This is a genomic window from Streptomyces sp. NBC_00250 (genome assembly GCF_036192275.1).
GTDB lineage: Bacteria > Actinomycetota > Actinomycetes > Streptomycetales > Streptomycetaceae > Streptomyces.
In genome coordinates this window covers 4,462,564-4,481,803 of the sequence record NZ_CP108088.1, presented here as the reverse complement: position 1 = coordinate 4,481,803, position 19,240 = coordinate 4,462,564, and the positions used below count along the sequence as shown (strand labels likewise).

Below are 19,240 nucleotides of genomic sequence, written 5' to 3'. Positions count from 1 at the left end.
AGGCCCGGCAACCGCCACAGGTTGCCGGGCCTCAGTGCGTACATCAGTCGACGAGATAGTGGGCTTCGACGTAGGCCACGGTGGAGCCGTAGGGCTCTCCCACCGGCTTCAACATGTACCGGCGGAAGACTGCGGCGGTGCCACGGCGGACACCGCGGTTGCGGGCCTCAGCGTTGTCCCATGACTGGGCGAGGGTGCGCTTGACTACCTGGTCGATCTCTTCGGCCAGGTTCTGCTCGGTGACGGTGAGGCCGGGTGGCGCGTGGTCGTGGATGATCCGCGACAGGACACCCACATGGTCGTCGTCCAGTACGACGGCTTCGTCGGGGTGCTTCTCGGCGTTCACGATGGCACGGGCGACCCGAAGTGCTTCGGCCAGAAACTCCAGGGCGTCCTGGGCGTTCTGGATGATCCGATCCCGCAGCTGCCTGATCCGCTCTGCCAGGGCGGTGTACTTCGCGGACCCCGGTTCGATGCCTTTCTCGAGGGCAGCCTTGATGTGGTCCAGGATCTCCGCCGCAGACGGCGGCCTTTTGTCCTCGCTGTCGTCCTCGTCGGGCTTGGGACGGACGAGGGACAGCAGCTCCTTGAGGATGGTGATGCCCTGAGCGTCCAGGACGAGGGCTTCTTCCTGGGAGGCGGCCACCGAGAAGGAGTGGACGTGGGCGTTGATTATCTCCAGGACCATCGGCCCCAGCTCGCCCAGTCGCTCCTTCCTTTCCTCGTCAGAAGACTTCTTGAACAGGGTCGTGTACGCAGACCCGAAGAGCCCGAAGCCGTCCTGGTACTTGGCGACCCGCTTGTCTGTGTTGATGAGTGGGTACAGGCGGGCCAGAAGCCGGTAGTTCTTGCTGAAGACCTCGGCGGCGTCAGGGTTGGCGTCCAGGAAGCCGTTGATGCAACGTACGGACTCGTATCCGTGGGCTGTGAGGTCGAGGCCGTCCACGTCTGCGAGGAGGTCTTCGATGCGGGCGAAGGTGGTGCGGAACTCGGCGACGAGGTCGGTCAGGTCGGTTACGAACCCACCGCCCTTGCCGGCGGACCCCTCCGAGGTAGGGTCGACGACCGCACGCTGGACCTCTTCGGCCAGGCTGATGTAGTCCACGACCACGCCGGTGGTCTTCACGAATCCGGCCGGGGACACCCAAGTGCGGTTCGGGCGGGTGATCGTCTGGAACAGGTTGTGAGCCTTCATTGGCTTGTCCAGGTAGAGGACGCCCTCGTTGGGGGCATCAAACCCAGTCATCAGCTTGGCCGTCACGACCAGGAAGCACAGTGGGTCATCGGGGGTGAGGAATCGCCGCTTCTGGTCCTCCTCGTCGACCTCGGAGAGCCGGTAGGGCCGCATGGCCGCTTCCTCGGTCTTGGCGTCCGAGACGTGGATATTCACCTCTGCGGTGATCCGATCGTGCTTGCCGACCTCGGCGAGTACCTGCGACGCCTCGAAGCCGGCCAGCAGCTCGTTGATCTTGTCCGTGTATGCCACGGCCAGCTCACGGTTGTAGGCGACGACCTGCGCCTTGAGGCCGTTGCGATAGGTGCCGGCCAGGTAGTGATCCACGATGTCCTGGCAGACCGTGTGGATGCGTTCGGGGTTGGCAAACACCGAGGTGAGGCGCCCGAACTTGCGGGACAAGGTTTCACGGTCGGGGTCGTCGAGGTCGAATTCGTCGGCGAACTGGTCGAACTCGGCCTGTAGAGCACGGTCGTTCATCTCGAAGGTGACCGGGTGCGGGTCCAGCATGACTGGAACGGTTGCCTCGTCCTGCAGAGACCGGGACACCGAATACCGGTGCAGCACCCTGTTCGGGTCGCTCTCCTCGCCGAAGAGGGCGAAGGTGTTGGTGGCGAGGTTCCTGACGGGTGTGCCGGTCATGCCGAAGAACTTCGCGTGCGGCAATGCTGCGCGCATCTGCCCCGCCAGGGACTCTTCCTCGGATGACTGGGTGCGGTGTGCCTCGTCGACCAGCACGATGATGTTGCGACGGGTCGACAGGTTCTTGCCGGCGTCGGCGAACTTGTGGACAGTCGTGGAGATGACGCCGCGCACATCGTCAGCCAGCAGGGAACGCAACTCCTTGCTGGTGGAGGGCTGGTGGAAGTACGCGTTGCCCATCGCGGAGGTGAATACCCCGGATGTTTGCCGCACGAGCTGGGTTCGGTCCGAGAGCAAGATGATCGTGGGCGACTCGGTACGGGTGTCAGCCAGCAGCAGCGAAGCAGCGAACACCATCAACAGCGTCTTCCCGCTGCCTTGGTGGTGCCAGACCAGACCCTTCTTGCCGTCGGCCAGGACCCGCCTGTGGATCAGGTGGGCGGCCTCCATCTGTGGGTAACGGGGCAGGTACTTCTTGTCCGCCCCGCCCCCAGAGGTGTCGAAGAGGACGAAGTTTTCGAGCATGTCCAGGACCGTGGCCGGGTTGAGCAGCAGCTCGACGGAGCGCTGCACGTCGGCCTGCCCGGACAGGTTCTCGTCGTCGTCAGTGGATCGGAACGGCTGCCACAGGTTCAGGGGCGCACCAGCGGCACCGAACCGCAGCTTCAGCCCATCGGAGGCGATGGCGAAGACGTTGGGGGTGAAGAACCACGGGTACTCGGTGGCGTACACGTCGTTGATCTCGCGCGCGGCGTCGGCCCACCCGGACTTCGCGGTCGGTGATTTAACCTCGACTACTACCAGGGGCAGGCCGTTGACCCAGTAGACGAGGTCGAATCGCCGAGGGGTCTTGCCGGGGACGGTTATGGTCACCTCGTCCGACACGACTAGCGTGTTGGCGGTCGGGTGCTCTAAATCGATGACCTTCAGGGTGTGCCACACGCCGTCAGCGTCCCGGAACTCCTTGTGTCCGCGCAGCAGTTTCAGCACCTGCTCGTTGGCCCGCACCAGCCCGCCGTCGACGGCGTTGACCGTCGCGATGATCTCCTCGACTACGGCGTCCACGTCGAACCCGTCGATCACCCCAGGGTTGAGCTGGACGATGGCGTCACGCAGCTGGCCGGCGAGCACCGTTTGCGTCGTCTCCCGCGGCAGCGACCTGCCCGCTGTGAAGCCCCATCCCATCGGGAGGGACCACTGGATCATCAAGTTCTGAAACTCGCGCTCCCGAATGCCCTTCGTCACGGCTCAGACCTCCAACTCGGCAGACTTGATGTCGATCGCGCAGTCCAGTAGCCCCGCCGCTAGGCTTGCGCGGGTCGCTCGGAGACCGCTCGCCTGGATACGGAGGGAGTCCATGGTCTCTACGATGGCCCCGAGACGCCCCGCCCAATCCTGCTGGACGGACAATGGGATGTCCGGGACGGGGAATCTGCTGAGGGTCGCGCGGTTGATGGAGGCGATCCCTGTCGTCTGGGTGCCGAATGTCTCGAACCACTCCCGACCGAAGGTATTACCCCAGGCAGACACGAAATATGGGTCGAAGTGCCGATTGGTGACCCGGACCCTGAAGACGTGGTTCTGGTGGATGCAGTCGGGAATCTGGTCCTCCCAGACGTGCCCCCGACCGAGTTTGTCCTTGTCGCCGCCCTCGTTCATCAGAATGTCGCCGGCATACAGTCGGAGCTTGTCTGCCTTGGCCTGGGTGGTCTGGATTCTCGCCACCTCAGACAAATCCAGATGATGCCGGTGGACATTCGCCACCCGCAGGTATGGCACCTCCACAAGGTCTGGCTGCTCAAGGTCCTTCTTGTTCTTGGTGAGCCCTCCGGAGATGTCGCAGAACGACGCCAACGGGACCGTCGCCTTGTCGGTAACCGCTGCTACCATCTCCCGTCCCAGCGCCCACCAAAGCTTATCGAGCACGTCTGCCTCGGTGTCGAGCGCGGTGATCTGGTCATCAACTGCGTCGAGCAGCTCGACGATCCGTGTCTGTACCTCGCGGGGCGGGATCGGAAGTTGGATCTGCAAGAGTTGCTCTGGGTTGAGACGCTTGCGCCGTTGGACTGTCCCGCTCACCCGATTCTTCATCTCCGTCCACAGGCGCGGTGAACGACAGACGTGCCTAATCCATTCGGGCATCAGCTCTGGGCCGAGCGTGAACGTCGGGAACTCGTTACTGACGACGAATCCGTCGAACTCGGTAGGCACTACGGTGATCGGGCCTTCCCATGCGGTCAATTTGCGCATTACGACCTGGTCGGCGCGCAGTACGTTCATTGCCGCGTACGCTGTGTCTCCGCCGTCGAATTCGCCTTTAGCGACAAGCCCCTTTCCTGCGTTCAGGACCCCGGCCAGACGATAGGTGGTTGCAGGATTCATCGGGGTGCGCTGAATATCGAGGCGCATTACTTCTCCGAGCCGACGCAGTGCGTAGCTGTCACTCATCGAAGCCCTCGATCCCTGCGGCGGAACGGCTGCCTTGCGACGCACAGGAGTCTCCAGGTCACCGAGGCTGATCTGCTGCCAGTCACTCATCGAAGCCCTCGATCCCTGCGGCAGAGAGGACCGCTAGCATGCGCTGCTCGGCCTTCTGGCGCTCAGCCCGGGCGATGTTGTAGGCGTCGATGAGGGTGCCGAGGTCCTCCTGCTCGGCGGCGGCCTGCTTGATGTAACGGCCGATGTTGAGGTCGTACCCGTTCGCCACGATCTCTGTGCTGGGGACAAACCGCGCAGAGAGGCCGGCCTCTCCATCACCGTCGGAGCCCGAATGGTAGGCAGTCACGACGTCGGCGATGTCTGCGCCAGTGAGGATGCTGCGGTTCTTGGCTTTGGTGAACCGTGTGGAAGCGTCGATGAACAGCACGCCGTCTTCTCGCTTCGAGGCCTTGGTGCCGGGGGCACGGAAGACGAGGATGCAGGTCGGAATCGATGTGCTGTAAAAGAGGTTCGCAGGTAGCCCGATCACGGCTTCAAGCAGGTCGTCGTCCAGGACACGCTTGCGGATGGCTGATTCCTGGCCGCCTCGGAAGAGGACGCCGTGCGGCAGGACGACGCCGGCGCGGCCCTTCTTCGGATCCATGCTGGCGATCATGTGCTGCACGAATGCCCAGTCCGCCGACGACTGTGGGGCGACCCCTCCGATGGCGCGCGGGTCGTTGGCCCAGGGCTTCCACTTCATGCTGTAGGGCGGATTGGCGACAATCACGTCGAATTGCTTGACGGACCCGTCCGGCTTCTTGAAGCGCGGGTCCCTCAAGGTGTCGCCGACCTCGACCTTGAACTCGGTCAGGTTGTGCATGAAGAGGTTCATGCGGGCCACACCTGCGGTATCCGTTACCGCTTCTTGCCCGTTCAGGCTGAGTGTGTACCCCCGCCCGCCGTGGGCCTTCAGGAGGCTCGCGGCGGCAATGAGCATGCCACCAGACCCGCAGGTCGGGTCGTACACCGACTCGTGGTTCTTGGGGTCCAGCAGCTCGATGATCAGTTCGACGACCTCACGCGGGGTGAAGAACTGGCCGGCGCGGGTGCCTGACCCGTCGGAGAAGCGCTTGAGCAGGTACTCGTACGCTCCACCGAGCACGTCGTGGGACATGTTGCCCTCGTGCATTTTCGGGGTGCGGTCCATCGCCCGCATGACCGACGCCAGCACTTCCGCCGGCAGCACCGCTTCCTGGGTCCAGGTCATGGACCCGAACAGACGGGAGAACTTGTCAGGGTTGGCCGATTCGATGGCCTGGAGGGATGCACGAACCCGCTGCCCAAGGCCGTGCTGGGCGACGGTAGCGAGGATGGACGACCAAGAAGCGCGGCGCTCCTGGACGGTGCCAGCGTGGATGAACGGAATCTCGAACGACTGGTGGTCGCGGTACTCGATCTCGCGGGCTTCCTCGGGGGAGAGGCCGTCCAGGCCCTCGTACTGGGCCAGGAACTCCTGGTGGTTGTGCTCCCAGGTGTCCGACAGGTACTTCCAGAACATCAGCGGGAAGACGACCGAGGAGTACTGCGCTTCGGGCATCGCCACGCGCAGCTCGTCGGCGGCGTCCCACAACCGGTTCTCGATCTCCTGCTGGGTCACTGCCATCAGATGAGGGTGTCCTTGCTCGTCAAGAAGGTGGCGGTCTGGAAGCCGTGGCGTTTCCGCTGGGCATCCTATTTTGTCCCTCCGGCAGTGGGGCGTGGTCAGCGCTTCTACTGGCTGGTTCAGGTCGACGGAGGCCAGCGGCAAAGGTGGGCCAGTGGGTGGGGAGGAGCGCACATGCGCGGCGGCGGGGCTCCATGGAGCAACGTCCACGCTGAGCGTCGAGCGCGGGAAGAGCAGGACGAGGCGCGGAGGAGGTCCGGGCTCTCACTCGATGCCCCGATCCTTGAGAAGGGACCGGCGCTGGAGTCTGCCCGCAGAGGTTCAGGGCCGTCCGTCCTGCGCAACTGAGACCAAAACTGAGACCACGCACGTCGAAGGGCCCCACCGCGAACGGTGGGGCCCTTCGACATCGTGCCCGGTGAGGCACTGGCGGAGGATACGAGATTCGAACTCGTGAGGGGTTGCCCCCAACACGCTTTCCAAGCGTGCGCCCTAGGCCTCTAGGCGAATCCTCCGCGGCGAACATTACATGACCGGAGAGGGTGCTCGCGAACTCGATCCTGGTGGGGGGTGGTGAGGGGGTCCGGGAGGGGGCGTGGGGCCTTGGGGGGTCTGCGATCGGGTACTCTGGGCGGAGCCCCTCACGCGGTGCTATCTGACTGAACTCCCCCAGGGCCGGAAGGCAGCAAGGGTAGGTCGGCTCTGGCAGGTGCGTGGGGGGCGCTTGCGTTCCCGTGCGGGGAGTGGATCCGGGGGCTGTGGGGGCGTCGTGCCGGGGCGGCTCCCGCTGTCTGCGAGGGCGGCTTACGAGGGCGGCCTCCCGCTGTCTGGGAGGGCGGCGTACGTGGGCGGCTCCCTGTCTGTGAGGGGCGGGGTCCGGGTGGAGCCGCGGCGGTTTTTCCCGGGTTGTCGGTGGGCGCCTATAACCTCGTACATGTGTCGTCTCTCGCGCTCTACCGCCGCTATCGCCCCGAGTCCTTCGCCGAGGTCATCGGGCAGGAGCATGTCACCGACCCGTTGCAGCAGGCCCTGCGGAACAACCGGGTCAATCACGCGTACCTGTTCAGCGGGCCCCGTGGCTGTGGCAAGACGACCAGTGCGCGCATTCTCGCGCGGTGTCTGAACTGCGAGCAGGGGCCCACGCCGACGCCCTGCGGGGAGTGCCAGTCCTGCCGTGACCTCGCGCGGAACGGGCCGGGGTCGATCGACGTCATCGAGATCGACGCCGCCTCGCACGGTGGTGTGGACGACGCCCGTGACCTGCGGGAGAAGGCCTTCTTCGGGCCCGCCTCCAGTCGGTACAAGATCTACATCATCGACGAGGCCCACATGGTCACCTCGGCGGGCTTCAACGCCCTCCTGAAGGTGGTCGAGGAGCCGCCGGAGCACCTCAAGTTCATCTTCGCCACGACCGAGCCCGAGAAGGTCATCGGGACGATCCGGTCGCGTACGCACCACTACCCCTTCCGGCTCGTGCCCCCCGGCACCCTGCGGGAGTACCTGGGCGAGGTCTGCGGGCGCGAGGGCATCCCCGTCGCGGACGGCGTGCTGCCGCTCGTCGTGCGCGCCGGTGCCGGTTCCGTGCGTGACTCGATGTCCGTCATGGACCAGCTGCTCGCCGGAGCCGCCGACGACGGCGTGACGTACGCCATGGCCACCTCCCTGCTGGGCTACACGGACGGGTCGCTGCTCGACGCGGTCGTGGAGGCCTTCGCCGCCGGTGATGGCGCCGCGGCGTTCGAGGTCGTCGACACGGTCATCGAGGGCGGCAACGACCCGCGCAGGTTCGTCGCCGACCTCCTTGAGAGGCTGCGTGACCTGGTGATCCTGGCCGCCGTGCCGGACGCCGCCGAGAAGGGGCTCATCGACGCCCCGGTCGACGTGATCGAGCGCATGCAGGCGCAGGCGTCCGTGTTCGGTGCCGCCGAGCTCAGCCGGGCCGCCGACCTGGTGAACACCGGACTCACCGAGATGCGCGGCGCCACCTCGCCCCGGCTGCAGCTGGAGCTGATCTGCGCGCGCGTGCTGCTGCCCGCCGCCTTCGACGACGAGCGGTCCGTCCAGGCGCGCCTCGACCGGCTGGAGCGCGGTGCGGCCGCCGCGCCCGCGCCCGTCTTCACGCCCGGACCTCCCGCGACCGCCATGGGGTACGTCCCCGGTCCCGACGCCCACACCCCGATGGCCCCGCCCCCGCCGGCGCCCGCGCCTGCCCCCATGCCCGTCCAGGCTCCGCCGCAGGCCGCACCGGCACCGGTCCCCGAACCCGTCCAGGCACAGCCCGCCGCGCCCCGTCCCGGTGCCTGGCCCGGCGCCGCCGCCCCGGGCGGTGGCGCCCCCGGCGCCTGGCCCGGCGCGTCCGCCCCCGCGGCCCCGGCTCAGGCCGCCCCCGCTCCCGTGCACGCACAGCCCGCGCCGCAGGCCCCCGCGCCCGCCCCCGCCGCCTCGGGCGGCGGCGGGGACACCGCCCAGGTGCGCAACCTCTGGCCGCAGATCCTCGACGCCGTGAAGAACCGGCGACGTTTCACCTGGATCCTGCTCAGCCAGAACGCGCAGGTCGCGGGCTTCGACGGCACCACCCTCCAGCTCGGCTTCCTCAACGCCGGTGCCCGCGACAACTTCGCGAGCAGCGGCAGCGAGGACGTCCTGAAGCAGGCTCTCGCCGAGCAGTTCAACGTGAACTGGAAGGTCGAGGCGATCATCGACCCCTCGGGCGGTGCCTCGCCGCCGCCCGCCGCCACCGGCTTCGGCGGGTCGGGCGGGACCGGAGGCTTCGGCCGCCCCCAGGCCCCCGCCCCCGCGCCGGCCTTCCAGCAGGCCCCGCCGCCCGCCCCCGTACAGCCGCAGGCGCAGGCCGCTCCCGCGTTCCCGCAGGCGTCCGCCCCGGCGCAGGCCCCCGCGCCCGCGTACACGCCGCCCGCGCCGCAGCCCGTGGCGCCCGAGGACGACGTGCCCGAGGAAGACGATCCGGACCTCGTCGACTCCGCCCTCTCCGGTCACGACCTGATCGTGCGCGAGCTCGGAGCCACCGTTGTGGAGGAATACACGAACGAGTAGGGGCGTCTCGTTCAGTGGCCCGCACAAGGGGCATCCCGGTCGGCGGACTACCCTGGCTGGCGTGAAGGTCCTCGTAATCGGCGGCGGCGCCCGCGAACACGCCCTGTGCCGCTCTCTCTCCCTCGATCCCGACGTCACCGCTCTGCACTGCGCGCCCGGCAACGCCGGAATCGCGGAGGTCGCCGAGCTGCACCCCGTCGACCAGCTGGACGGCGACGCCGTCGCGCGCCTCGCCACCGAGCTCGGCGCCGGCCTGGTCGTCGTCGGTCCGGAGGCCCCGCTGGTCGCCGGTGTCGCCGACGCCGTCCGCGCGGCCGGCATCCCCGCCTTCGGCCCGTCGCGGGAAGCGGCGCAGCTGGAGGGCTCCAAGGCGTTCGCCAAGGACGTCATGGCCGGCGCCGGGGTGCCCACCGCCCGCAGCTACGTCTGCACGACCCCGGAGGAGATCGACGAGGCGCTCGACGCCTTCGGCGCTCCGTACGTCGTGAAGGACGACGGCCTCGCCGCCGGCAAGGGCGTCGTCGTCACCGACGACCTCGCCCAGGCCCGGGCCCACGCGCTCGCGTGCGACCGCGTGGTCATCGAGGAGTACCTCGACGGCCCCGAGGTCTCCCTCTTCGCCATCACCGACGGCACCACCGTCCTCCCGCTCCGGCCCGCGCAGGACTTCAAGCGCGCGCTCGACGGCGACGAGGGTCCGAACACCGGTGGCATGGGTGCCTACTCGCCGCTGCCCTGGGCCGACCCGAAGCTGGTCGACGAGGTCCTCGCGACCGTCCTCCAGCCGACGGTCGACGAGCTGCGCCGCCGCGGCACGCCGTTCTCGGGCCTGCTGTACGCGGGGCTGGCGATCACCAGCCGTGGCGTACGGGTCATCGAGTTCAACGCGCGCTTCGGCGACCCCGAGACCCAGGTCGTCCTGGCCCGGCTCCGCACCCCGCTGGCGGGCATCCTGCTGAACTCCGCCAACGGCACCCTGGACGACCAGGCCCCGCTGAGCTGGAGCGACGATGCCGCGGTCACCGTGGTCGTCGCCTCCCACAACTACCCGGACACCCCGCGCACCGGTGACCCGATCGAGGGCCTCGACGAGGTCACCGAGCAGGACGCCCCCCACGCGTACGTGCTGCACGCCGGGACCCGTCGGGACGGCGACGCGATCGTGAGCGCGGGCGGCCGCGTCCTTTCGGTCACCGCGACCGGAACGGACCTGGCGCAGGCCCGCGAGCGCGCGTACGCGGCGGTCGGCCGTATCCGTCTTGACGGCTCCCAGCACCGTACGGACATCGCGCGGAAGGCCGCCGAGGCCTGACGGCGCCGCCGATTTCTCGCGCGGCCGTGCGGTGGACCGTACGGCCGCGCGAAATCCATCACCTTTGCCCAAAGCCATACCTTCGAGTGACGGCTGGGCCATCCGGATGACGTCCGCCGAAGCCCCAACTAGGGTGCGGCGGAGGCGTTCCGGCACTTGGCCCACCGGCATTGCGATGTCAGTGACGGGTGCCACAGTGGGGGAGTGAGCAACACCGCCACAGGCAGTCCCGACATGGGCAGGAGGGGGTGATGTACGGCGTGTCCGGTACCGGTTCCGTTGTCGGCGAGGAGTGGGGAGCGCGCGCCGCGCACTCCCGGGCCCTCGCCGTCCTCCGGGTCCGCGGCAGGGCGCTGGGCCTCGCGGTCCTCCCCGCCGCCGTGGCCGTCGTCCTCTACGCGGGCGGGGTCACCGGCCACTTCACCGGCTCCGGCTGGGACACGGCCCGCTGGGTCGTCACCGTCCTCGCGATCCTCGTCCTCCTCGCCGCCACGGCCGTCGCCCTCGTCGTCGTCCGGGCCCGCCCGGCCGCCACTCCGACGGTGGAGCTCTCCGAGACCGCCGCCCCCGACCTCTACCGGCTCGTCCGGGACCTGGCCGACCGGCTCGACGTCCCGGCACCCGCCGCGATAGCCCTGACCCCGGACTGCGACAGCTGGCTGGAGGACCGCACCCACCGGGCCCACCGCGCGCTGCGCACGCAGGCCGGCGGTGAGGGCGACGGCGAAGGCGCGCCCGTGCTCGTCATAGGTTCGCCCTTCCTGTGGTGGATGCGCGTCGGCGAGCTGCGGGCGGTCCTCGCCCCCGTCGTCGCCGGTACGGGCCCCGCGGGGCACCCCGACATAGCCGCCGCACGCCGCTTCGTCCGAGGCCTGGACGCCGCCGTGGCCGTCCCCGGGACCCCCGGCCTCGACCCCGTCAGCCGGCTCGGCGCGCGAGGCGTCGGGCAGGTCGCCCGCGTCCTCCTCCGCGCCTGCCGCGGGCACGCCGCCGAGATGGAGCGCGGGGTCGCCGCCGCCGGCTCGGAGCGTGCCCAGGCCGTCGACTACGGCGTACGGATCGTCGCCCAGGAGCAGGTCGGCCTGGCGTACGCGGGCTGGGACCGGCTCCTGACCCGCGTCGCGCTCCCCGCCTGGCGCATGGGCCGCTGGCCCGCCAAGCTCGACGCGGGCGTGGTCTCTGCCCTGACCGAACTCTCCCGCCGCGACCGGCTCGCGGACGGCTTCTCCTCCCGGCTCGGCGAGCGCCCCGCCTGCGACCTCCTGGAGGAGCCCGGTGCGGTCGACGAGGCCACCTCGCTGCTCGCCGCCCGCCTCTTCCACGGCGGCCCGGCCGCACCCGGGCCCGACTGGTCCCCGGTGGAGTGGAGCCAGTACCCGGAGGAGGTCGTCGACCGGAAGTGGCGCACCGACGCGGCCCGGCTGCACCAGGTCCTGGACGGCCTCGGCCTGGCGGACTCCGCGGCCGGGAGCGGGGCGGGGAACGGTGCGGGAGTCGCCGACGGCCCGACCCTGACCCGGGTGATCGCCCACCTGTCCACGGAGCCGACGAAGCCCTCCGACGCCGACGCCGACGGGAACGCCGACGCCGACGCGCGTGTGGACGCCGACGTGGACGGGACAGCGCCCGAGGCCGCCGCCGCCGAGCTTCCGCCCGCGGAAGGCGATCACGCCCTCGCTCACGACGACGGCCACGTCACCGACACCGACACCGGTACCGATACTGACGAAGAGCCCGTCAACCCTGCCGCCGAGGCGCTCGCGGGCGCGCTCAGCGCGCTCCTCGCGCGCGAGGAGGCCGAACGGGAGGCGCGGGTGGCCGCCACAGCGCTGACCGCCGAGGCGGCGGCCCCGAGCGCCGAGAAGGACGACCGGTCCGGCAGTACACCCCCCGTGGCCGTCAGCGGCCCCGACGGGCCCTTGCCGTTGTTCCCGCTCCAGCCGCCCCGTTCCGGCCGCGATCTGCTCGCCGACCACGTCACCGCGATGGTCTGCTGCGCGGCCGTGGACACCGCCGAGGCCACCCCCGGCCTCGACTGGCTCGACGGGCCCGCCCTGCTCGTCGGCGGGGAGCGGGCGGCGGACCTCGGCCCCCGTGTCCTCGCTCTCGTCGAGGACGGCGACCCGGAGCCGCTGCGGGTCTGGCTGGCCCGCACGGGAGTACGCCCGGAGAAGCCCGTACGCCTGGTCTGAAGCCTGGTCTGAAGCCTGGTCTGAAGCCTGGTCTGAAGCCGGGCCTGAAGCCGGGCACGAAGCCGGGCCTGAAGCCGGGCCCGAAGCCGGGCCTGAAGCCGGGGCCGAGGCCACCCGGGACGCGCCCCGGAGATCACCCGTTTCGGAGCCCTGGCTTCCACTCTCGTCAATTCACGACGAACGGTGACGGAGTGCGTGCGTTATGTGATGTGCTGGAGACCGCCACTGACAGAGGCACGAACCAGGGGCCTGAACCGGGCGCCTGAATCAGGGGCACGAACGGGCGCCTGAACCAGCGGCACGAGCCGAGGCACGTACACGGCGGGCATACAGCAGGCACTGACCAGCCGACCCGGGGGAGTCGAGGGAGGGCGCAGCATGGGGGCGGACCAGATCAGGCGGTGGGAGTCGGGCGCACTCGCGCACGCCGTCACCGATCCCTTCGGCCAGGGCCCGTTGCCCTGGCTGCGCGGTTCCGAGAACTACTTCGACGACACCGGACAGATGGTCCCCTGGTACGCGGACGAGATCCTGGCCAGGGGCGGCAGCGGCGGCCCGCGCACGGCCGACGACGTCCGCCGCCAGATCAAGGGTTTCGCGTCCGACGGGGCCGTGGCACCGGGCGAGTCGATCGACTTCCACATCACGGTCGATCCGCCGCAGCAGTTCTCGGTCGACGTCTACCGGATCGGTCACTACGGCGGCGACGGCGCCGCGAAGATCACCACGAGCCCCCGGCTCTCCGGGATCGTCCAGCCGGCCCCGCTGACCGCCGACCGTACGGTCTCCTGCCACCACTGGTGGCAGTCCTGGCGGCTGCAGGTGCCCAGCTACTGGTCGATCGGCGCGTACGTCGCCGTCCTCACCACCGCCGACGGCTACCGCTCGCACATCCCCTTCACGGTCCGCGACAACCACCCGGCCGATCTGCTCCTCGTCCTCCCGGACGTGACCTGGCAGGCGTACAACCTCTACCCGGAGGACGGCCACACCGGCGCCAGCCTCTACCACGCCTGGGACGAGGAGGGGCGGCTGCTCGGCGAGCAGGACGCGGCCGTCACCGTCTCCTTCGACCGCCCGTACGCGGGCGCGGGGCTGCCCCTCCACGTCGGGCACGCCTACGACTTCATCCGCTGGGCCGAGCGCTACGGCTACGACCTGGCGTACGCCGAGACCCGCGACCTGCACGCGGGGCGGGTCGACCCGAGCCGCTACCGGGGTCTGGTCTTCCCGGGGCACGACGAGTACTGGTCGGCGCCGATGCGCAAGACCGTCGAACTCGCCCGCGACCAGGGCACGTCGCTGGTCTTCCTGTCCGCCAACACCATGTACTGGCAGGTGGAGCTGGGCCCTTCGCCGTCCGGGGTGCCGGACCGGCTCCTCACCTGCCGCAAACGGCGCGGCCCCGGCCGCCCCGCGCTCTGGCGCGAGGTCGACCGGCCCGAGCAGCAGCTCCTCGGCATCCAGTACGCGGGCCGGGTGCCCGAACCGCACCCGCTGGTCGTGCGGAACGCCGAGCACTGGCTCTGGGAGGCCACCGGAGCCGGTGACGGCGACGAGCTCCCCGGTCTGGTCGCGGGCGAGGCCGACCGCTACTTCCCGCGTACGGCGCTGCCCGAGCACCAGGGCCGCATCCTGCTCGCCCACTCGCCCTACCGGGACGGCGACGGGGCGCTCCGGCATCAGGAGACGAGTCTCTACCGGGCGCCCTCGGGTGCCTGGGTCTTCGCCTCCGGCACCTTCGCCTGGTCGCCGTCGCTCGACCGGCCGGGCCATGTCGACGCCCGCGTCCAGCGCGCCACCGCGAACCTCCTCGACCGGATCTGCAAGAGGGACTGAGCGGGGGGTCACACGGCCTGGCGGCCGGAGCCGCCCGGATGTGCGAGAGAATCGGACACGCTCCTGGATCAACCTACGCGGAGGAACCGTGTCCGGATTCGTAGAAAAGCCCGAGCCCGTCCAGGTCCCGGGCCTCACCCATCTCCACACGGGCAAGGTGCGCGACCTGTACCGGAACGAGGCCGGCGACCTCGTGATGGTGGCGAGCGACCGCATGTCCGCGTACGACTGGGTGCTGCCCACCGAGATCCCCGACAAGGGCCGGGTCCTCACCCAGCTCTCCCTGTGGTGGTTCGACCAGCTCTCCGACCTGGTCCCGCACCACGTCCTCTCGACCGAGCTGCCGGCCGGCGCCCCCGCCGACTGGGCGGGCCGCACCACGATCTGCAAGTCGCTGGCCATGGTCCCGGTCGAGTGCGTGGCCCGCGGCTACCTCACCGGCTCCGGCCTCCTGGAGTACGACGAGTCCCGCACGGTCTGCGGCCTCGCGCTCCCCGAGGGCCTCAGCGACGGTTCCGAGCTGCCCGCCCCGATCTTCACCCCGGCCACCAAGGCCGCGGTCGGGGACCACGACGAGAACGTGTCGTACGAGGAGGTCGCCCGCCAGGTCGGCGCCGAGACGGCCGCGCTGCTGCGTCGGACGACCCTCGCCGTGTACGGCCGGGCGCGGGACATCGCCCGCGAGCGCGGGATCATCCTCGCGGACACCAAGTTCGAGTTCGGTTTCGACGGGGAGACGCTCGTCCTCGGCGACGAGGTCCTCACCCCGGACTCCTCGCGCTTCTGGCCGGCCGACCAGTGGGAGCCGGGTCGTGCCCAGCCCTCGTACGACAAGCAGTTCGTCCGGAACTGGCTGACCTCCCCGGCCTCCGGCTGGGACCGCAAGAGCGAGCAGCCCCCGCCGCCGCTCCCGCAGGAGATCGTGGACGCCACGCGCGCCAAGTACCTGGAGGCGTACGAGCTGCTGACCGGCAAGGCCTGGTCCGACAGCTTCTGACCTCCCCGGCCCCCGGCCCCGACGCGAGCGCCGGGGGCGGGGGTGAGGGGCATGCGTCAGGGAACGAGAAAGCCCCCGGTCGATTCGACCGGGGGCTTCTTCATGGAGCGGACGACGAGATTCGAACTCGCGACCCTCACCTTGGCAAGGTGATGCTCTACCAACTGAGCCACGTCCGCATGCGCCGTAGCGCGGAGCCAACTATACCCAACCTTTCGCCTGTGCGAGACGCACTGCCGTGTGCCGGTTCTCGGCACCGAGTTTCGCGGCGGCCGAGGAGAGGTAGTTCCGGACGGTTCCGGGGGAGAGCGAGGCGCGCCGGGCGATCTCCGCGACGGGCGCCCCGTCGGCGGAGAATTCGAGCACCTCGGCCTCCCGCGCGGTCAGCGGGGAGTCCCCGGCGGCGATGGCGTCGGCCGCCAACTCCGGGTCCACGTAACGGTTTCCGGCGTGCACGGTGCGGATGATCTCGGCGAGCCGCTGGGCGCTGACGGTCTTCGGGACGAAGCCGCGGACGCCGGCCGAGAGGGCCCGCTTGAGGTGGCCGGGGCGGCCGTGGCCGGTCACGATCATGGTGCGGCAGCCGGGCAGTTCGTCCCGCAGGACTGTGGCGACCCTCACACCGTCGGCGCCCGGCATCTGCAGATCGAGCACGGCGACATCGGGTCGGTGGGCGCGGGCCATGGCGAGCGCCTCGGGACCGGTGGCGGCCTCGGCGACGACGACGAGGTCGTTCTCGAGACCGAGCAGCGCGGCGAGCGCACCACGGATCAGATGCTCGTCGTCGGCGAGCAGGACGCGCACGGGTACGGGTACGGATACGGCCGCGGTCATCGGTCCGCCCCCGTCCGGGGTACGGGGATCCGGGCCGTCACCAGGAACGTACCGCCGTCCCCCGGCCCCGCCTCAAGCGTCCCGCCGACCGCGGCGAGCCGCTCCCGCAGCCCGATGAGCCCGGTGCCGGCACCCAGGCCGCCGCCACCGGCCCCTCCGCCGCCGTCCCCCGCACCCGTCCGCACCCCGTCGTTCTCCACCGTCAGCAGCACCGTGTCCTCCTCCTTCCGCACGGCGATCGCGCAGCGCCGCGCGTCCCCGTGCCGCAGTACGTTCGTCGTGGTCTCCCGGACCACCCAGCCGAGCGCCGACCGGACCTCGTCGGGCAGGTCGAGCCCGGGCCCCGGGGAGTCGACGGCGCAGTCGATCCCGGCCGCGCCGAGCACGCCCCGCGCGCCCTCCAGTTCCACCCGCAGGTCCGCCTCGCGGTAGCCGCGTACGACGTCCCGCACCTCTCGCTGGGACTCCTGCGCGATGCGCTGGACCTCGATCATCTGGTCGACGGCCTCCGGGCGTTCGCGCCGCGCGAGCTGGACGGCCAGCTCGCTCTTGAGGGCGATCACGGAGAGGTTCCGGCCGAGGATGTCGTGCAGGTCCCTCCCGAAGCGCAGTCGTTCCTCGGCGACCGCGAGCCGGGCCTGTACGTCGCGGGCCTCGCGCAGTTCGAAGACGACGCCGAGCACCCAGAGCGAGAGGCGGACGGTGACGGCGAGCCAGCCGGTGATGAAGGCGACGCTCGTCACGGTCGTGAGGGTCTGTGTCATGTCCCGGCCGGTGAGCGGCACGAGGGCCAGGAGCACGCCGGCCAGGAGTGCCTGGTGCAGGGCGGTGGTCCGGCCGGGATGGATCAGGCAGTGCCCGGCGAGGAAGGGGACGAGCGCGGCCCCGAGCATCCCCGGCAGCAGCCCGGTCAGGTCGGCGGTGGCCGCTTCCACGAGGACGGCTCCGGCGGTCGCGGCCCCGGCCGCCGCGGCGGGCAGCACCTCACGCGGCGGGAGTACGGTCCCGGGCCTCAGGTACGCGTCCATGGCGCGGTGGAGGAAGCGGTGGCAGAGCACCCCGTTGGCGAGGTTCAGCAGCGGGGCGACGACGACGAGGACGAGCGGGGCCTCGTGCCGGATCGGGCGGATCAGGAGCATCAGCCCGAGAACGACCACGGCGGACCACAGCAGCATGTACGCGGTGACGCGGGTGTAGAGGTCGACCTTGGCCAGGCCGCTCCGGCCGCTCCAGCTCTTCACGGGCGAAGGCCCCTCCCTCGATGACTCGTTCAGCGCCGGGGCTCCCAGCGGAACCACCGCTGGACGGCGAACACCGACACCATGATCCAGGCCACCGTGACCGCCGTCGCCCCCAGCAGGTCCCCCGCCTCCGCGCCGCCGGCCCAGCCGGCCCGTACGAGCGTCATGACCCCGGTCACCGGAAGCAGTTCGCAGAAGGCCGCGAGCCGTTCGGGAAGCATGGAGAGGGGGACGAAGAGCCCGGAGCCGATGGAGGAGATCAGGACCAGCGGCAGGGCGGTGAGCTGGGCGCTCTCGGGTGTGCGGGTGATGGCCGAGGTGGCCGCGGCGAGGACGGTGAGCAGGATGGTGCCGAGGACGACGCCGGCCAGGAGCAGATCGGGACGGGCGGGTGCGGGCAGGTCGAGGACGGCGATGCCGCCGATCGTCAGGACGGTGCACTGGGTGAGGGCGAGGGTGGCGGCCGGCAGTGCGATCCCGGTGAGGATCTCGGGGTCGGTCGGTTCGCCCGTACGGAGCCGCTTGAGGACGAGGGTTTCGCGGCGGGCGACGAAGGCGGCGACGAGGTTGCTGTACACGCCGATGAGGAGTCCCATGCCGATGGCGCCGGTCACGGCGACCTCGGCGATGCTCGTGCCGGCCTTGCCGAGGTCGGCGCTCCGGAGGGAGCTGCGGACCGCTTCGACCATGAGGAGGGGGACGAGGAGGGCGCCGAAGAGCGCGGTGCGGTTGCGGAGGAGGAGCGTCAGCTCGGCCCGCCCGAGGGCGACGAGCCGCGTGCGGGAGGGGATCTGGGCGAGAGCACTCATCGGGAGGCCTCCAGTGCGGCTCGGGACGCCTCCGGTGCGGCGGGTGCGTCGGACGGGAGTGTCTGCGCGGCGATGTCGAGGAAGGCCTCTTCCAGCGAGGCGGACCGCGCGTCGAGCCCTTCGAGGCGTACGTCCTCGTCCCGGGCCCAGCCGAGGAGCACGGCGAGGTCGTCCTGGAGGGATTCGGTACGGATCTCGATCCGCCCGTCGTCCTCGGCGGCCCGCAGGCGCAGCGGCAGCCGGGCGGCGGGGACCTCGGGGGGCAGGGTGAAGCGGATGCGGGCGGGCCGGGCGGCGGTGACCTCGGCCGGTGTTCCGGAGAGGACGATCTGTCCGCGGTGCATGATCGCGAGCCGGTCGGCCAGGGTCTCGGCCTCCTCCAGGTAGTGGGTGGTGAGCAGCACGGTGGTGCCGCCGTCGCGGAGGGCGCGGACGAGTTCCCAGGTGTCGCGGCGGCCCTTGGCGTCGAGGCCGGTGGTGGGTTCGTCGAGGAAGAGGACCTCGGGGCGGCCGAGGAGTGCGAGGGCGAGGTCGAGGCGGCGTCGTTCGCCGCCGGACAGCTGTTTGACCCGCACGTCTTCGCGGCCGGTGAGCCCGGTGGCGCCGAGGGCTTCGTCGGCGGGCCGGGCGTGGGTGGTGCACCCTGCCCACATCCGTACGGTTTCGGCCACGGTCAGATCGGAGGGGAAGCCGCCTTCCTGGAGCATCACGCCGATCCGGGGGCGGACGGCGGACCGTTCGCGGTACGGGTCGTGGCCGAGGACGCGGGCGGCGCCGGCGCTCGGGGCGGCGAGGCCTTCGAGGAGTTCGACGGTGGAGGTCTTCCCGGCGCCGTTGGTGCCGAGGAGGGCGAAGATCTCGCCGCGGGGGACGGTGAAGGAGATGCCGCGTACGGCCTCGAAGTCGCCGGAGTAGCCGCGGCGGAGGCCTTCCGCCTCGATCGCGGGGGTCGCACGGGTCGCGTTGGTCATGTGTCCAGGCTCTCGGCGGCGCGGCCCGTCC

General features: G+C 70.4%; 12 protein-coding genes, 2 tRNA genes and 1 other RNA gene. 6 read left to right on the top strand and 9 right to left on the bottom strand.

The window, feature by feature from the left end:
• Positions 1–43: 43 nt before the first annotated feature.
• From OG259_RS20200 to OG259_RS20185, 4 genes are all read right to left on the bottom strand, one after another.
• Entirely contained in the window at positions 44–3,121 is a 3,078-nt protein-coding gene (locus tag OG259_RS20200) for a type I restriction endonuclease subunit R (RefSeq protein ID WP_328943539.1), read from the bottom strand.
• 3 nt (positions 3,122–3,124) lie between these two features.
• Positions 3,125–4,414: a restriction endonuclease subunit S gene (locus OG259_RS20195; protein WP_328943538.1), complete on the bottom strand. Its 1,290-nt coding sequence runs from the start codon at positions 4,412–4,414 to the stop codon at positions 3,125–3,127.
• Positions 4,407–5,960, bottom strand: a complete 1,554-nt coding sequence (locus OG259_RS20190) for a type I restriction-modification system subunit M (RefSeq protein WP_328943537.1) — start codon at positions 5,958–5,960, stop codon at positions 4,407–4,409. The genes OG259_RS20195 and OG259_RS20190 overlap by 8 nt, the downstream gene beginning before the upstream one ends.
• A gap of 427 nt (positions 5,961–6,387) precedes the next feature.
• Positions 6,388–6,475: transfer RNA gene (locus OG259_RS20185), tRNA-Ser, on the bottom strand.
• A gap of 117 nt (positions 6,476–6,592) precedes the next feature.
• Between OG259_RS20185 and ffs the strand changes: the two genes are divergently transcribed.
• The 6 genes from ffs to OG259_RS20155 all read left to right on the top strand — a co-directional run bounded on the left by ffs (position 6,593) and on the right by OG259_RS20155 (position 15,354).
• Positions 6,593–6,691: signal recognition particle sRNA small type (ffs, locus tag OG259_RS20180), an RNA gene on the top strand.
• A gap of 205 nt (positions 6,692–6,896) precedes the next feature.
• Positions 6,897–9,014, top strand: a complete 2,118-nt coding sequence (locus OG259_RS20175) for a DNA polymerase III subunit gamma and tau (RefSeq protein WP_328943536.1) — start codon at positions 6,897–6,899, stop codon at positions 9,012–9,014.
• 61 nt (positions 9,015–9,075) lie between these two features.
• On the top strand, positions 9,076–10,326 hold the full coding sequence (gene purD, locus OG259_RS20170; RefSeq protein ID WP_328943535.1) for a phosphoribosylamine--glycine ligase: 1,251 nt from the start codon (positions 9,076–9,078) through the stop codon (positions 10,324–10,326).
• Between the two features lie 251 nt (positions 10,327–10,577).
• Positions 10,578–12,518 carry a hypothetical protein gene (locus tag OG259_RS20165; protein ID WP_328943534.1) on the top strand — a complete coding sequence of 647 codons (1,941 nt, stop codon included), beginning with the start codon at positions 10,578–10,580 and terminating at the stop codon, positions 12,516–12,518.
• A gap of 378 nt (positions 12,519–12,896) precedes the next feature.
• Entirely contained in the window at positions 12,897–14,357 is a 1,461-nt protein-coding gene (locus OG259_RS20160; protein WP_266894422.1) for a N,N-dimethylformamidase beta subunit family domain-containing protein, read from the top strand.
• A gap of 88 nt (positions 14,358–14,445) precedes the next feature.
• Positions 14,446–15,354, top strand: coding sequence for a phosphoribosylaminoimidazolesuccinocarboxamide synthase (locus tag OG259_RS20155; RefSeq protein WP_328943533.1), 909 nt, complete (start codon positions 14,446–14,448; stop codon positions 15,352–15,354).
• A gap of 103 nt (positions 15,355–15,457) precedes the next feature.
• On the opposite strand, the gene OG259_RS20150 is transcribed toward OG259_RS20155, so the two are convergent.
• From OG259_RS20150 to OG259_RS20130, 5 genes are all read right to left on the bottom strand, one after another.
• Positions 15,458–15,533: transfer RNA gene (locus OG259_RS20150), tRNA-Gly, on the bottom strand.
• A 22-nt stretch (positions 15,534–15,555) separates the two neighbouring features.
• The gene (locus OG259_RS20145) at positions 15,556–16,188 is read right to left on the bottom strand and encodes a response regulator transcription factor (RefSeq protein WP_328943532.1); all 633 of its coding nucleotides are present in this window, start codon (positions 16,186–16,188) and stop codon (positions 15,556–15,558) included.
• Positions 16,185–17,429, bottom strand: coding sequence for a sensor histidine kinase (locus OG259_RS20140; RefSeq protein WP_328943531.1), 1,245 nt, complete (start codon positions 17,427–17,429; stop codon positions 16,185–16,187). The genes OG259_RS20145 and OG259_RS20140 overlap by 4 nt, the downstream gene beginning before the upstream one ends.
• 29 nt (positions 17,430–17,458) lie before the next feature.
• Positions 17,459–18,238, bottom strand: a complete 780-nt coding sequence (locus OG259_RS20135) for an ABC transporter permease (RefSeq protein ID WP_328943530.1) — start codon at positions 18,236–18,238, stop codon at positions 17,459–17,461.
• The gene (locus tag OG259_RS20130) at positions 18,235–19,209 is read right to left on the bottom strand and encodes an ABC transporter ATP-binding protein (RefSeq protein WP_328943529.1); all 975 of its coding nucleotides are present in this window, start codon (positions 19,207–19,209) and stop codon (positions 18,235–18,237) included. The genes OG259_RS20135 and OG259_RS20130 overlap by 4 nt, the downstream gene beginning before the upstream one ends.
• Positions 19,210–19,240: the final 31 nt, after the last annotated feature.

Bases quoted from the DNA above. Each gene is read 5' to 3' on its own strand.
- OG259_RS20195 (WP_328943538.1), bottom strand. From the start codon at position 4,414: ATGAGTGACTGGCAGCAGATCAGCCTCGGTGACCTGGAGACTCCTGTG.
- OG259_RS20190 (WP_328943537.1), bottom strand. From the start codon at position 5,960: ATGGCAGTGACCCAGCAGGAGATCGAGAACCGGTTGTGGGACGCCGCC.
- OG259_RS20165 (WP_328943534.1), top strand. From the start codon at position 10,578: ATGTACGGCGTGTCCGGTACCGGTTCCGTTGTCGGCGAGGAGTGGGGA.
- OG259_RS20160 (WP_266894422.1), top strand. From the start codon at position 12,897: ATGGGGGCGGACCAGATCAGGCGGTGGGAGTCGGGCGCACTCGCGCAC.
- OG259_RS20145 (WP_328943532.1), bottom strand. From the start codon at position 16,188: ATGACCGCGGCCGTATCCGTACCCGTACCCGTGCGCGTCCTGCTCGCC.
- OG259_RS20135 (WP_328943530.1), bottom strand. From the start codon at position 18,238: ATGAGTGCTCTCGCCCAGATCCCCTCCCGCACGCGGCTCGTCGCCCTC.
- OG259_RS20130 (WP_328943529.1), bottom strand. From the start codon at position 19,209: ATGACCAACGCGACCCGTGCGACCCCCGCGATCGAGGCGGAAGGCCTC.